The sequence below is a fragment of the Anabaena cylindrica UHCC 0172 genome (genome assembly GCF_034931625.1).
Lineage (GTDB): Bacteria > Cyanobacteriota > Cyanobacteriia > Cyanobacteriales > Nostocaceae > Anabaena > Anabaena cylindrica_A.
In genome coordinates this window covers 1-15,017 of the sequence record NZ_JAYGGY010000122.1, presented here as the reverse complement: position 1 = coordinate 15,017, position 15,017 = coordinate 1, and the positions used below count along the sequence as shown (strand labels likewise).

11 protein-coding genes and 1 pseudogene are annotated in these 15,017 nt (G+C 38.9%); 5 read left to right on the top strand and 7 right to left on the bottom strand.

The annotated features are described in order from the left end of the window. A pseudogene (locus VB713_RS26230) lies at positions 1-2,328 on the bottom strand (hypothetical protein); the annotation flags it as partial. Between the two features lie 1,026 nt (positions 2,329-3,354). Between VB713_RS26230 and VB713_RS26225 the strand changes: the two are divergent. Continuing rightward, positions 3,355-4,128, top strand: a complete 774-nt coding sequence (locus VB713_RS26225; RefSeq protein ID WP_323314429.1) for a hypothetical protein — start codon at positions 3,355-3,357, stop codon at positions 4,126-4,128. A gap of 326 nt (positions 4,129-4,454) precedes the next feature. On the opposite strand, the gene glgA is transcribed toward VB713_RS26225, so the two are convergent. Both glgA and hemC read right to left on the bottom strand, forming a co-directional pair. Continuing rightward, positions 4,455-5,888 carry a glycogen synthase GlgA gene (gene glgA, locus VB713_RS26220; protein WP_323314428.1) on the bottom strand — a complete coding sequence of 478 codons (1,434 nt, stop codon included), beginning with the start codon at positions 5,886-5,888 and terminating at the stop codon, positions 4,455-4,457. 186 nt (positions 5,889-6,074) lie between these two features. After that, the gene (gene hemC / locus VB713_RS26215; protein WP_323314427.1) at positions 6,075-7,043 is read right to left on the bottom strand and encodes a hydroxymethylbilane synthase; all 969 of its coding nucleotides are present in this window, start codon (positions 7,041-7,043) and stop codon (positions 6,075-6,077) included. 205 nt (positions 7,044-7,248) lie between these two features. Here hemC and VB713_RS26210 point away from each other — a divergent pair, with 205 nt between their 5' ends. Then, entirely contained in the window at positions 7,249-8,418 is a 1,170-nt protein-coding gene (locus VB713_RS26210; protein ID WP_323314426.1) for a GGDEF domain-containing protein, read from the top strand. Between the two features lie 321 nt (positions 8,419-8,739). Next, entirely contained in the window at positions 8,740-9,699 is a 960-nt protein-coding gene (locus tag VB713_RS26205) for a YegS/Rv2252/BmrU family lipid kinase (protein WP_323314425.1), read from the top strand. Positions 9,700-9,727: 28 nt separating this feature from the next. Here the strand turns inward: VB713_RS26205 and VB713_RS26200 are convergent, their stop codons facing one another. The 4 genes from VB713_RS26200 to VB713_RS26185 form a co-directional block, all read right to left on the bottom strand. Then, entirely contained in the window at positions 9,728-10,135 is a 408-nt protein-coding gene (locus VB713_RS26200; RefSeq protein ID WP_323314424.1) for a hypothetical protein, read from the bottom strand. 269 nt (positions 10,136-10,404) lie between these two features. Beyond that, the gene (locus VB713_RS26195) at positions 10,405-10,812 is read right to left on the bottom strand and encodes a CAAD domain-containing protein (protein ID WP_323314423.1); all 408 of its coding nucleotides are present in this window, start codon (positions 10,810-10,812) and stop codon (positions 10,405-10,407) included. A gap of 174 nt (positions 10,813-10,986) precedes the next feature. Then, positions 10,987-11,442, bottom strand: coding sequence for a BON domain-containing protein (locus VB713_RS26190; protein ID WP_323314422.1), 456 nt, complete (start codon positions 11,440-11,442; stop codon positions 10,987-10,989). Positions 11,443-11,585: 143 nt separating this feature from the next. Then, on the bottom strand, positions 11,586-13,142 hold the full coding sequence (locus VB713_RS26185; protein WP_323314421.1) for a histidine kinase: 1,557 nt from the start codon (positions 13,140-13,142) through the stop codon (positions 11,586-11,588). Positions 13,143-13,855: 713 nt separating this feature from the next. Between VB713_RS26185 and VB713_RS26180 the strand changes: the two genes are divergently transcribed. Then, on the top strand, positions 13,856-14,026 hold the full coding sequence (locus VB713_RS26180; protein ID WP_323314420.1) for a hypothetical protein: 171 nt from the start codon (positions 13,856-13,858) through the stop codon (positions 14,024-14,026). 112 nt (positions 14,027-14,138) lie between these two features. Next, on the top strand, positions 14,139-14,909 hold the full coding sequence (locus VB713_RS26175; protein WP_323314419.1) for a pentapeptide repeat-containing protein: 771 nt from the start codon (positions 14,139-14,141) through the stop codon (positions 14,907-14,909). The last annotated feature ends 108 nt before the right edge of the window (positions 14,910-15,017 follow it).

The following is a 15,017-nucleotide window of genomic DNA, read 5'->3' as shown; positions in this document are numbered from 1 at the left end:
GGTTTCAAAATCTGGAGATTGGTTGATTTTTAGACTTTCACCATCAATACTGAAAGCACTATTATCAGGATAGTTGTCATCATCAACTAAGCTGTAGGTAAAAGTATCACCTGCATCTGCGTCAGTGCTGATAAATGTGCCAATTACTGTTTCAGAGGCAACATTTTCATCAATAGTGATTGCAGTTAATGCTAAATCTGTGGGTGCTACATTTGTGCCTGTTTCATTGATGTCATTAACATTGATGATTAATTCCTTTTCATAGGAAAGTCCATCTTGGTCTGTAGTTTTAACTTTGATTAGATAACTTGACTTGGTTTCAAAATCTGGAGATTGGTTGATTTTTAGACTTTCACCATCAATACTGAAAACACTATTGTCAGGATAATTGGCATCATCAACTAAGCTGTATGTGAAAGTATCACCTGAGTTTGAGTCAGTGGTGATAAATGTGCCGATTACTGTTTCAGCAGCAACATTTTCATCAATAGTAATAGCGGTTAGTGCTAAATCTGTAGGCGCTACATTTGTAGGTTCTTCATTGATGTCATTAACATTGATGGTCAATTCCTTCTCATAGGAGAGTCCACCTTGGTCTGTTGTTTTGACGCGGATGTTGTAAATTGCCTTGCTTTCAAAGTCTGGAGATTGGTTGATTTTCAGATTTTCACCATCAATGCTGAAAGCATCATTATCAGCATCTCCATTTCCAGCAACTAGGCTATAGGAGAAAGTTTGAACTTTGATGTTGGGGTCAGTAGTGATAAATGTACCAATTACGGTTTCAGAGGCAACATTTTCATCAACATTGTTATTGTCGAGTATTAAATCAGTAGGTGCGCTATTGATACCAAAAATCACGTAACTTTCGCCAGATTGGGAGGAGGCAAAGGGGGCGCTGAGAATTAGGTCAGCGATGCCGTCACCATTTACATCTCCTGCACCACTAACTGAATTACCTAAGTTGTCAAATTCAGCAATACCGTCGATGATAAAGCCGTTAGTACCATCAATATCGGTAAGGTTAATAGCAGAAGCAAAGCTGCCATTTTTGCCAAATACTACATAGCTTTGACCAGAACTTTCACCATTGGGATCTGCATTGTTGGCGCTAACAATTAAATCGTCAATGCCATCTCCGCTGATATCTCCCACACCGCTGACAGACCAGCCGGAGTTGTCAAATTCTGTAATGCCGTTGATGGCAAAGCCGTTAGTACCATTGAGGGTGGAGAGGTCAAAGATGGGATTAAAGTTACCATTTTTACCAAATACTACATAGCTTTGACCAGCATTCGTGATGCCATTGGGGTCGGCATCATGTGCGCCGATAATTAGGTCATCAATACCGTCGTCGTTGATGTCTCCAGCGCTGCTGACGGAGAAGCCTAATTTGTCACCTTCCTGGCCATTGATGATAAAGCCATTGCTGCCATTAAGGCTGGTGAGGTCAAGGCTAGAATCAAAACTGCCATTTTTGCCAAATACTATGTAAGCTTGCCCGGAATTTGTCCCATTGGGAATAGCTTGGGGAGCGCCAATAATCAAGTCATCAATGCCGTCGTCGTTGATGTCTCCCGCACTGCTGACAGATAAGCCTGAGTAGTCTTCTATGCTCTGTCCGTTGATGACAAAACCGTTGCTACCATTCAGGCTGTTGAGGTCGAAACTGGAATCAAAGTTATTTGAGCCAAATACTATATAAGTCTGTCCAGGCTTGCCGTTGGAGTTGGTATAGGCATTGGGAGCGCCGATAATTAGATCGTCAATGTCGTCACCGTTAATGTCTCCGGCACTGCTGACTGAGTAGCCTAATTCGTCTTCTGCATTCAGACCGTTGATGACTAAGCCGTTGTTGCCAAGGTTGGAGAGATCAATGGTGGAATTGGAACTGAAACTGTTTTTGCCAAATACTACATAGCTGCTGCCAATGTTATTGTTGTTATTGGTGTCAGCAAAGGGAGCGCCGATAATGAGGTCGTCGATGCCGTCGTCATTTACGTCTCCTGCTGCACTAACAGAACGACCTGCTGCTTCACTTTCAGTAGCACCGAGGATAGTAAAACCGTTGATCCCATCTAGGGTGGAGATGTCAATGGTAGGAGAAAAACCGTTGTTGCTGCCAAATACTACGTAGCTGGCTCCAGCATTACCTTTTGCTTGGGGGTCGGCTTGGGGAGCGCCGATAATTATGTCATCAACACCGTCACCGTTAATGTCTCCCGCATTGCTAACTGAGTAGCCTAAGTTGTCATCGTTTGTGTTGCCATTGATGATGGTAAAGCCGTTTGTGCCATTAAGTGTGGAGATATCTACTTTTTCAGTCATAATTCTGTAGTATTTTTGGCTTTTTCAAGTTTTGATAAATTGCCGTTACTGCTTTGTAATCGGCTCGTCTTTGCTGTAAATCTGCGTGAGAAAATTTCTCTGTGCTGTAGTTGAGTAGCCAGAGTTGATATGAATCGCATTAAGAGGATAGGAAAGAGTTCACTCTGCGATTAATCTACATGAGGAAATTCCTCACCTGAATTTAGGGGTTTTAAACCTCTTGTGCTGTAAAGCCCTGCCTACAATAGCTATGCTTAGAGCGGTAGCGGGGCATTGAGCAGCGTGCAATTAATTAGACTTTTTTACTTGACACTCGTTACTCAGAACTCAGCACTGCTTCGGTGAAGCAGCCAGGGATTAGGAGTTAATCCCGCTGTTAATCTGCGTTTAAGATTGCTCTCTGTACCGTGGTGGAGCAGTCAGAGCTTAATATTTATAGCAATGGGTGTGAGGGAAATCCGGGTTAAACTCTATGCAAAATAAAACCTAGATTCTGATTCAATTACCCAAACTGCGATTTGCTGGCAGCAGTAGCTATTAGCGATAACTATACCTAAAGTACGCTATGCTGACGGTCAACTTTGCGATCGCACACTATGAAAATCCATGTCTATCTAGACCTGGGGTTTTTCCGATGACACCCGAACGACTCTACTAAAACGAACCTACCAAGATGCTGAAGTTTTTACTTATCTTTTAGGGGTTTAATTTCTGATGGATTAATAAGGTTTTTATTAAACGCCCAAGATAAATATAGCCTATATCCTGCACTATTAATTGTCAAGTTTCTATAAAGTTTAGACAAAGAATACTTAAAACGCTGAGTTTGCTTTTAATGACTATAGTTGTTGATTCCCACATATAGAGTCAGTTTGTCAAGATTGCGGTGAAAAAAAGATGATCATTTTTGACATTTGATTTATTTTAATTATGATGTGCTAGTAGGAAAACCAGCACAATCTTCACGGTATAACTGTTAACTTGTAGTCAAGATAGAGGCAAGAGTTTTATTGGAGACATAAAAAGATGTATTTCAACTTTTTTATAAGTTCGATTGTGGGAATTATTGTCACAGTATTACTGGCTTTTGGTATTTTGCAGTGGTTCCATGTATCTGCTGGTAGCTTTCTTGATTGGGTAATTGGTGGGGCGAGTTTTTGGTGGTTATTGGTCATTGTGACAGTTCCGTGGAATGTCCATTTTCAGGCTAAAGAAGTTTTAGCTGAAGCGGCAGAATCAATAGAAAAAAACATTTCCGTAGATGATAAACAAGTTAAGTATGTAAAAGTTTTAGCCAAGCGATCGCTCTTGATGGCAATTGGTTTACACTTAGTTTCAGCTTTTGCTTTGTATATCCTGGCTGCTACAGGTATTAGTACTGTCGGATATATTAGTTCTGGTGCAGCTTTATTATTAACTTTACTGCGTCCAGCAATCAGCGCCTACGAGTATTTATATGCTCGATTGAGAATGATTCGTCAAGCATTTACCTATCCACGGGAAGACATTGTGGAACTGCGTAACCGTTTTTATGAAATAGAGCAAAAAGTACAATCTTTAGAAGAGCAACTTAACCCAGAACAGCCTTATTCTTTAGTAGCCAACAATCAACGTTTTTCGGAAGAGACACGCCGAGAATTAGCGCGGATTGTTGCTAGTTTAGAGGAAGTACGCGCTACAAATCAATCTGAACATGAGCGTCTGTCTAGAGAAGCTAGAAATGCGATCGCACAACTTTCTACTGATGGGCAATTTCTTGATCATGTCCGTGAAATTATTAGATTTTTTAAATCAGCGTGAACATAAATTAAATGATCAGGAGTCAGGAGTCAGGAGTTAGGAGTCAGGAGGCAGGAGGCAGGAGGCAGGAGGAAGAATTAGAAGAATAGTCTTGAATCTGGGTTTTTGATGGTGTCAAAGCTTATTCTTTACACACACCTTATTTACATTTTCAACCTTCAAACTATTGATATATATAGGTTTTTGCTTTATTTAGCAAGCCTTAGATAGCCTTTATTGAATAATAATCGAGGCACACAGGTTAAAAATTTTGTCTTTGTATTGCTGATCTTGAAAAACATATAACAGGGGATGGAAAGCCCCCGTTATTTGCTCTATATGATTAATCAGGACTTACCATTAGACTCAGTTAAAATCAACTCTGGTTCTGGTGTGGGTTCTGCTTCTGGCAAACCATAAATTGATTTGTACAGCTTATCGTATTCTTTGGCAGATTCATGCCAACTGAAGTTTTGATTCATACCGCGTTTTTGTAATTCTTGCCATTGGGGTTTGAAACGGAAACCTTCCCAAGCACGAATCATGCAGGTAAACAGGTCTAATGGTTCATAGCGGTCAAAGCAATAACCAGTACCGGCTTCATTTACTGGATCGTAATGTGATACGGTATCAACTAATCCACCTGTGCGACGGACAATGGGGACAGAACCGTAACGCAAAGCCATCATTTGGCTGATACCGCAGGGTTCAAATCGACTAGGCATGAGGAAGGCATCAGTCCCGGCATAGATGCGACGAGAAAGGGCATCGTTATACAGTAAGTAAGTTGCCATGCGACCGGGATAGCGGGATGCTAACTGCCACATTTGGGTTTCGTAATAGCGATCGCCTGTTCCCAGCAAAACAAATTGAGCATCTGTATAAGCCATGAAGCGGTCGAGAATTTGTAAAACCAAATCTAGACCCTTTTGTTCGACTAACCTTGTCACCATGCCAATCAGAAAGGCATTGGAATTGACTTCTAACCCTACTTCTTCTTGCAAGGCTATTTTGTTGGCTTTACGTTTGTCTAAGGTATCGGTTGTGAAGGTTTGGGGAATGTATTTATCATTAGCAGGATCATATACTTCCGTATCAATGCCGTTAACAATCCCTGATAATTTCCCACTCACAAAAGACAGCAAACCCTCTATTTGTTCACCGTAAGCAGGTGTCTTAATTTGTTCTGCATAGGTGGGGGAAACTGTATTTACCTTATTGGCAAACTGTACGGCTGCGGCCATGGTGTTATGTCCTTGCATATACCAGGGACACCAAGTAATTTTCTCCAAATACCAGCGCCAAGGCCCTTGATAAGCTAGGTTATGAATGGTAAATACAGTGGTGATATCTGGAGATTGGTTCAACCACACGGGTAACATTCCTGTGTGCCAATCGTGACAGTGAACGATTTCTGGCTTCCAGTAATTCCAGCAGAATTCCGCTGCACCATTGGAGAAAAAAGTGAACCGCCAATCTTCATCTTCTCCCCCATAAATACGGCGGGTATTGAAGGAAGAATGTTGAAATAAATACAAGGGAACATCAGTTCCAGGCAGAACACTTTCATAAACGGAAAAGTCCTGGAACATAGCATTTCCAGTCCATACAGGTTCTTTAGGAATCTCCATTTTATCTGGGAGAAAGCCATAGTAAGGCAAGAATATTCGCACATCATGCCCTATTTCTCTGAGGAATTTGGGTAATGCACCTACAACATCACCCATTCCGCCTACTTTGGCAATGGGAGCAGCTTCAGCTGCAACAAATAAAATCCGCATGGTATTTATTGGTAATTGGTAATTGGTAATTGGTAATTGGTAATTGGTAATTGGTAATTGGTGATTGGTGATTGGTGATTGGTGATTGGTAAAATCTTTATCTGTAACCTGTAACCTGTAACCTGTAACCTGTAACCTATTACCTATTACCTATTACCTATTACCTATTACCTATCACCTATCACCTTATGATCCGCGTTGGATTTCGGTGAAGATTGTTTCTAAAATTTCCGTTGCGCCTTGTTGACGTAAAATATTGGCTAGTTCTGTACCTAGCTTTTCGGCATCTTTGGCTAGGCCTGTAACAGTATCTTGCACCAGTTTTTGACCATCAACGCTGGCAACAATACCTTTTAGGGTTAAATTACCATCAACTATTTCTGTATTTACACCAATGGGTACTTGACAACCACCTTCTAAGGAACGGAGAAAGGCTCGTTCAGCTAGACAGCGATCGCGTGTGTGAGGGTGTTCAATGGCTTTGAGGATGGAAATGACCTCACTGTCATCTTCACGGCATTCTATACCCAGAGCGCCTTGTCCGACGGCATGGAGAGAAATTTCTGGGGGTAAAACTTGGTGAATGCGATCGCTCATTCCCAATCTTTCTAACCCAGCTACCGCTAAAATCAAAGCATCATAATCACCTTTATCCAGTTTCTCCATGCGTGTAATTAAGTTTCCCCGCACATCTTTAAATGTAAAATGGGGAAATTTATTGCGTAACTGTGCCAGCCGTCGCAAGGAAGATGTCCCAATTACCGCACCTTCAGGTAAAGTGTCGATTGTCTGTCCTTTATATTTTTCATGCAGTACCAGTGCATCTGCTGGATTTTCACGTTCGGTAATTGTTGCCAATGTTAACCCTTCTGGTAACTTTGTTGGCAGATCCTTAAGGGAATGAACTGCAAAATCAATCTCTTGATTGATCATTCCCAATTCCAGTTCTTTGGTAAATAAACCTTTATCACCAATTTTGGCTAATGCTACATCCAGGATTTTGTCACCTTGAGTAGACATCGTATGGACTTCAAAAGTGATATCAGGAAAACTTTTCTGAAGTTGCTCTTGTACCCAGTATGTTTGAACTAGAGCAAGTTGGCTTTTACGTGAACCAATACGAATAGTGCGGGGAGGACTAGAAACTGAAGTCATAAAACTATATGTCAAACCAGGCGGTAAATTCACATTGATCTAGACTACCGCAGCAAGTGACTTACCGGATTGAACTAATGTCTTTACATTTGTTTATATTTCTGCAATCTTAACAGCTGATGAAAAGCAGGTGAAAAATTGAGTATTACTTTACACATGGTAATTTTGGCTATTTACTTATATGCAGAATTTTGCAGCCACCATCATGACCATTGATATTAGCACAATGTCTCTCATGGTTAGTGTTGCATCTATTTTGCAATCAATCACACTGATATTTTTAGTTTTCTTAGCTAACCAATATCGGGGAATTAGTATTTATGCTATTGGCACAATTTTGTCAGCACTGGGATTTCTCATTTTCCCTATGCGCTTATTCCTATCAGATAAATTACTGCTATTGAATGTACGGTTTTTTGGTAATTTATTCATTATCTGCGCTCAAATAATGTACACCATAGGAATTGGTAAATTTATTGGTAAAAGAATAAATTATCTGTTTTTCATAGCTCTTAGTTCTGCCTCTTGTGTTATCCAATTTTATTTTATATATATCAAAGATGATTATTATCTTAGACATTTCAGCATCATGCTACCAATAATCATTGCAAATTTATTAGCAATTCATTATTTGATTTCAAATCAAGATAAATCTCTATTAAGTTCTTCTGTTTTTACCTCTATAATATTTTTATTTTATGTTATTTTTTCGATACTACGTATGATCATGGTACCATTGGTACAGACAACTTCTTTAATGCAACCAAATAGCATAAATATCATCACACTTTGGGCAATATTCTTATTTGATTACCTTCGTAATTCCGGCTTTATTATGATAGTCAATCAACGACTGCATCATGATTTGCATACATTAGCTACAACAGATTTTTTAACCAAAGCACTGAATCGTAGAGCAATAGAAAACTATTTGCAGTATGAAATAACAAGATTTAAACGCAGTGAAATACCTTTTAGTTTAATTTTAATTGATGTTGATAAATTCAAATTAATTAATGATAATTATGGACATACTTTTGGGGATATTGTTTTACAACACCTGGTTAACATCCTCAATAAATCTCTCCGTTCTCAAGATTTGGTGAGTCGTTGGGGTGGTGAGGAATTTCTCATTTTATTACCAAATACGAATATTGAAAGTGCATCTGTTATTGCTAACAGATTGCGAATAACAGTTGAAGAAAATCCAGCCGCTGATGGAATGATTTATTACACTATTAGTTTAGGAGTGGCAACTTTTGAAAAAACTTATACGAATTCATTAAGTTCATTTTTTATCGCCCTTGATCAAGCTCTTTATCAGGCGAAAAAAAAAGGTAGGAATCAGATAGTTATTGTTCCCAAAGTTCAATAATATTTTGGTATATAATTCAGAGCTAGATCAGATTAAATATCTTAATAATTAGTTTGCAATTTACCATCTGCTTGGTAAAAATTATGAACTGGCTGCAAAAAGTGAATTATTGCCAAACTTGGATTTGACAATATTTAGCGCAATCTGTAATAGCAGATGATCCTTTAGTTGCAGCGATCGCATTTCGAGAGAAAATTAGAGAAATAGCAGGTTAGATAAAAAGATTTGATCTCCTGCGCTAAAGTAATCTTAAGAGGGAAGTTAAAACTTTACAGATGTGCTAAAAAATAGTATAGTGTCTAAATCTATTTTTTAATCTATATGAGTCGTTCCGCTTGCCTTATCTTTAACCCAGTTGCGGGTCAGGGTGATCCAGAATTAGAATTAGAGCAGATCAGATCAATATTAGAACCAGAAATTGAATTAGATATTTATTTCACCACTGAAGAAGTGGATGCTGACGAACTCGCACGCGCAGCAGTAGAAAGGGGAGTAGAAGCGATTATTGCCTCTGGGGGAGATGGTACTCTTTCAGCAGCAGCCGCAGCGGTAGTTAATACTAATATTCCCTTCGGGATTATTTCGCGGGGAACAGCAAATGCTTTTGCAGCAGCTTTAACTATTCCCGATACAATCGCAGATGCTTGTCAGACAATTTTACAAGGTAAAACCCGTGCAGTAGATGTAGCCTATTGCAACGAGCGACTGATGGTATTATTGGTAGGTATTGGTTTTGAAGCCGGAACTGTAGAAAAAGCAGACAGGAATGCTAAAAATCGCCTGGGGATGATGGCGTATGTTCTGGCAGGAATTCAAGAATTAGGAAATTTACAGAAATTCGCTGTCGAAATTGAAACCGAAGATAAGATCATTCAAACTATTGCTTCAGCGGTGACAGTGGCAAATGCCGCACCTGCAACTTCAGTTTTAGCTCATGGCCCAGCAGGTATTATTTTTGATGATGGATTACTAGATTTAACAATTGTAGCCCCAGAAAATAAAACAGGTGCGATCGCAGCCACATTCCATTTATTTCAAACCGCTACCGCAGGTACACCCGTAGAACGAGATGACATTGGCTATCTGCGAGCTAAAAGAGTGAAAATCACAACTGAACCACCACAAAAGGTAGTTATAGACGGAGAAATAGTCGGCACAACTCCTGTAGAAATTAATTGTGTACCAGGCGGTTTGAGGGTTTTTGTACCATCAGTAGCAGAAGATATTCCCACAGAAAAGCTAGAAGGATTACCTAACTTAACTGTAGAAATGAAAGATTAAGCTATGGGTAATTCAGGAATGATGTAATCTAAATCATTCCTGGGCCTTTACCCCTTCTGTCTTCTTTTTCCGTCAATTCACCTGTTTTATCTTCATTTACTTCCTGTAATTCCTCAATACGTTCTGCTGTGTCCTCTTTCAGATCTTTCCGTGCATCACCTGGAACGTCATAATACATTTCTGGTTCTACTGCATAATTATTCAACAAACCCTCTTGATCCATCGTATAACCATCTGTGGTGCGTATGCTTTCAACATTACTTTGGTGATCAGAAGGCGCACTGGCGAGATTTTCTTCTGTAGGAAGATGTTTATAGTGTTCTCCTTCTCTGTCCATACGCGCTGCTGTTTCCGCTGGGATAATTCCTCTATCATATGTATCTGCGTCAACTCGATGGGCAGAATCTGTTGTTTTTTTAACTGGTTTATTAGCCATAAATTTAATCCTCTTTATTTATTTTGAGAATAACTTCGAGAACTAGATTAGTGTTTTTTTGAGGATAAATATACTACCTTAAGAAGTAAATCAATGAAAAACACTAAATAAAATTATCTATCTCGAGACATATAATCAGGGTATATTGCCACCTTGAATCTTGCAATTTTTTACTCCTGACTCCTGCTGTAAGTATTCCACAGAAATGAAAAAAATGTAGGGTAAACAATACCAACCCTACATTAAATTAGCTAATAGATTAATTTGAATTAACCGATAAGTTGTTGTTTGAATGAATTAACCTTGTGGTTCAATTCTTGCCGAGTTTCAGCTTTGATGAGATAACGGAAAGTAAACCAGATAGCATAAACTATGCCAATTATCTCAAAGATGGGTGCTAATAACGGCATACCATGAATAGCATCTAAAACTGCGATCGCTACCTTGACTGTCACAATTGCAGACAAAATTAATCCAAAGGTTAATAAAGCCTGCTTGTTTTTGTCAAAAAAACTACCTAGATAATCTGGCAGTTGGTCTAAGAAATCAACAATTTGTCTGCTAACTCGCTGCCATTGGCTTTCAGAAGCTTTAGCTGGCGGGAGTTTTGGTAATTTGGTGGTATCTACACCCTCAAGAGCTAATGCACCGTCTGGTGGCTGTTGTTGAGTTTCCATAACGTTTGCCATTTGGCAGAACAGTGTTGATAAGTGACTGGACGTAAATAAATATAACAGTCTAGACTCAGAATACCAAGTCAAAAATATTTCAGTTTGTATCTTGATTACGGACTCCTGATCCTAAAAATTTATTTACATTCACCAACTTAAGGATATTGATTGTTAGCAGCTTTAGTTTTGTGGTGGTGCAACAATCGTTTCAACAACTACATTTTTGACACCATTAATTTCTTTTGCCAAAGGTTCAATTTTAGCTAATTGATCTTGATTACTAACGGTTCCTGATACAGTAACCATGCCATCTTGTGTAGCCTTGACGGTTAATTGACCACCAGGAATATTAGCTTCTAATTTAGATCGGACTTCACTTGCTAAATCTTTAACGGCTCTGTCTGTAATATCACCAGTTGCCAAATTTCGTTCTTCACGGGCGCGGATATCAGAATTGAGTTGTCTTCTACGGAGTTCACTTTGAGCATCCTCTTTTGCGTCTTGCGTTGTTTGTGCAGCAGGACTCGCTGGAACTTCTCCCGAATCGGGTGCAGTGACAGTTGTCTTAGCAGTATCATCGCAAGCAACACTAAAAAATAAAAGAGACCCAATCAACAAAGAAGTTAGTTTTTTCATGTGTTTAGTTCCTGTGAATTTTTTGAATGAAAGGGGTAGAAATTAGGATCAAAATTTTGATGTTAATGCTCCTAATTTTTGTACTGATTGAAAGATAATTAAACTGTTCTTTCGCGTTGATCAACAATAATTACAGGAGTTTCTCAGACGTAATTACTAGGAACAGTTTCTGTCTGGTTGATGGGTTCAAAACTGCTTTGATGTTCTCTGAAATTATGGACATCTGGAGCATCATAAACCGCAAATTCTTCAATTCCCAGACGGTTGAGAATTGTTTCCGCATGGTGAATTTCTGCTTCTGTGCCATCGACAATTACTAGGTAATGACCTTTTTGGAAGCGATCGCTATAAACTTGCGCCCGTTCTCTAGGAATTCCTAAACCAACTAATCCCCCAGCTATACCTCCAACTGCTGCACCCACAGCACCACCAGCAAGGGTTGTGGCTAAAGCCGTGGCCGCTGCACCAGCTACAATCACAGGCCCTACTGCGGGAATTGCTAAGGTTCCCAAACCAACTAATAAACCGCCTAACCCACCTATAGCACCACCTGTAGCTGCACCAGCTTTTATGCCTTCCTCAGCTTGATTACCTGTCTCTAAATTCCTATTGACATTACCATTTGTGTCTTTGGCTATTAGGGAAACATAACTCATGGGAAAACCAGCATTTCTTAGTTCGCTTAGTGCGGTTTCTGCGTCATGACGATGGGTAAATACACCAACCGCTCTCCTGGCCGTTTGTGTAGTGTGTAGAGCTACATTTTCATGGCCATTGGCTTCGTAAATTTCCCATTCTTTAACGTGATTTTGGCTAATAATTGTTGCTGCACGTTGGATTTCAGCATCAGTACCACGGACAATGATGATATAGTTACCCTGATGGATGCAATCGTTGTAGAACTGAGTCCGTTGATAGGGAATATTTAGGCGAGTAGGCTCAATGCGATCGCTCACATGAACTCCCTCAAAAGCATTTCTTTGTGGATATTCCCTGTTAATTAGAGAAATTTGACTCAAGGGAAAGCCAGTATTTCTTAAATCGCTAATTGTTGCTTCTGCATCGTGCAGCATGGAAAAGTAACCAATGGCGTATTTATCAACAACCCCATTTCGATGAGTAATATCTGTATTCGCCTCTTTACTATTCAGTTGATCATAAACTTCAAACTCTTCAATTCCCCATTTATGGAGAATTGCTTCGACTCTGGCAATTTCTGCATCCGTACTATCTATGATGACTAAATAATCTCCTTTCTCTACTCTTGCGTGATAGGCTTTAGCTCTTTCTTCCGGAATTCCTAAACCAATCAAAGCACCAATTAAACCACCTGCTACTGCACCAATACCAGCACCCGCCGCAGTTGTAGCTATGGCTGTTGCTGTGGCTCCAGCCAGCATAATTGGCCCAATTCCAGGAATTGCTAAAGTTCCCAACCCAACTAATAACCCAGTTAAACCACCCAATACACCACCAGAAACTGCTCCAACTTTTGCACCTTCATCAGATTGATCACCAACTTTTTCATTTACTTGCTTACCTGCAATTTCATCACCTTCATCTTTATTTCTGGCAATGACAGAAACTCTTTCCATCGGAAAGTTTGAATCTCTCAGTTCATGCAGAGCTTGTTCAACATTACGGCGCTGAGTAAATATGCCTACAGCCCGTTTGTTTGCGTTTTTCACATTTATAGCCATACTTTTTATTTTCCTGAAAATATAGAAGATTTATCTCAGTGTTATGAGATACACTAACTTTATTAATACATTTTTTTATGCAGTCTACATCAATCTTTTGGAGTAACATATTTTTATATCATTAGGTATATATGAATTTTTAGTTTATGAGTTAAGTAAGAGTTTTTTAAACTAACACTTCCTACTATATTTCTTATTTCTATAATGTTTAGGCGAATAGATTTAGGCTATTTAATAGCTATTAGATATCAGATTAAATAGATATGAAAAGTATTTCAATGAACATGATATGACCAGATTAAATTTCTCTTTAAAGAAGATAAAAAATCTCACTAAAAGTTATCTGGAACTCATAAAAATTAAGATTTGATAAAATTATTAATACAGCAAGCATAAGTAATGATACTGTGTTATAATACAAGCAAGTACAGTAGTTTGACGCTAGGCATTGCACAAGATATCAATCTCAGTGGTGAAAGCTTGACTAGGGATGATAGTTCTGAGATAACAGTACAATTACTCAAAGAAAACTATTAGGGAAAATTGAGAAAATCGAAATTGAGTAGAGTCACTGTTGTGATATTAATCACGTAAACGTTAGCATTCAATCACGGGTACTTAACTACAACATATGTTACTGTATATTCAAGTAAGCCCGCTAAAATATAGAAAATTTTTTAGTTAATGCTTGGTGATGATGGAGATTTATACTTATGCTGGAAAAATTATTATTAGCATCTATCCTAACATTTAGCTTCAGCCTATTCGCAGAAATGGGTTGGACTAATTCCAAAAAAGAAATAGCAAAAACTCCTGTACCTCACCAGGAAGTTGTAACTTTAACTCAACGACAAAAAAATATAAACCTAGAGATAAATCGGTAACAAATACGAATACTGTGGTAAATTGACCTAAATTACTAATCTCATCTGTTCAGTATAAATCCAGATTCGGCTAAGATTGAGTCCTGAATCAAGATATCTTGTGATACTGAGTATGAAAAGCCAAATTATTGCCACAACAGCATTTTTATTGACTATAAGCTTGCCGATAACCGCACAAGCATCAAATTATGAGCAGATAAAACAGTTATTAGCAACTAAACAATGTCAAAACTGTGATCTCCGCAGTGCTGGTTTAGTAATGGCTGACTTATCGGGAGCCAATTTAAATGGTGCAAATCTTGCTGGTGCAAATCTCAGCCGCGCTAATTTAACTGGTGCTGATTTGCGGGGTGCAAACTTGACTGGTGCTAGTTTATTTGGTGTTAACTTAATTGATGCTAAACTCAGTGGAGCGAATCTCACGGGTGCAGACTTGAGAAACACCTATTTAACAAATGTCGAATTGACTGATGCTAACTTGAATGCGGCTAACTTCCAAGGGGCTGTGGGTATACCTTTACAAATTGCCAAACCAGAGGAATTTTATGCTTGGGGTGTAGCAGCAGCAGAAAAAGGTAATCTTAAACCAGCTATTGATTATTTTAGTCAAGCGATCGCACTTAAACCAGACTACGCAGGTGCATATTTGTCCCGTGGTGTAGCTAGTTACCAAGCCTTAGATCGCAAAAACGCCTTAGAAGATGCTCAAATGGCAGCAAAACTGTTTGAAGAACAAAAAAATGCGGAGGGAATATTAACAGCACAAGCTTTTATCCTAGAAGTGAAAACACCTTATACAGAAAACGTTAAACCTAGTAAACCCAGCTTTATGGATTTTGTCGGTAGTCTAGGTTCAGTATTATTACAATTTTTACCTTTTTAGAAAATTGGGAACTGGGGACTGGGGATTGGGGACTAGGTAAGAATTATTTATCTTTTATACTGCAAACGGGTCAAACTTGGACTTATGTCATACTGACCGTAACGTAGT

Coding starts and splice junctions, on each gene's coding strand:
- VB713_RS26225 (WP_323314429.1), top strand. CDS start 3,355: ATGTATTTCAACTTTTTTATAAGTTCGATTGTGGGAATTATTGTCACA.
- glgA (WP_323314428.1), bottom strand. CDS start 5,888: ATGCGGATTTTATTTGTTGCAGCTGAAGCTGCTCCCATTGCCAAAGTA.
- hemC (WP_323314427.1), bottom strand. CDS start 7,043: ATGACTTCAGTTTCTAGTCCTCCCCGCACTATTCGTATTGGTTCACGT.
- VB713_RS26210 (WP_323314426.1), top strand. CDS start 7,249: ATGACCATTGATATTAGCACAATGTCTCTCATGGTTAGTGTTGCATCT.
- VB713_RS26205 (WP_323314425.1), top strand. CDS start 8,740: ATGAGTCGTTCCGCTTGCCTTATCTTTAACCCAGTTGCGGGTCAGGGT.
- VB713_RS26200 (WP_323314424.1), bottom strand. CDS start 10,135: ATGGCTAATAAACCAGTTAAAAAAACAACAGATTCTGCCCATCGAGTT.
- VB713_RS26195 (WP_323314423.1), bottom strand. CDS start 10,812: ATGGAAACTCAACAACAGCCACCAGACGGTGCATTAGCTCTTGAGGGT.
- VB713_RS26190 (WP_323314422.1), bottom strand. CDS start 11,442: ATGAAAAAACTAACTTCTTTGTTGATTGGGTCTCTTTTATTTTTTAGT.
- VB713_RS26185 (WP_323314421.1), bottom strand. CDS start 13,142: ATGGCTATAAATGTGAAAAACGCAAACAAACGGGCTGTAGGCATATTT.
- VB713_RS26180 (WP_323314420.1), top strand. CDS start 13,856: ATGCTGGAAAAATTATTATTAGCATCTATCCTAACATTTAGCTTCAGC.
- VB713_RS26175 (WP_323314419.1), top strand. CDS start 14,139: ATGAAAAGCCAAATTATTGCCACAACAGCATTTTTATTGACTATAAGC.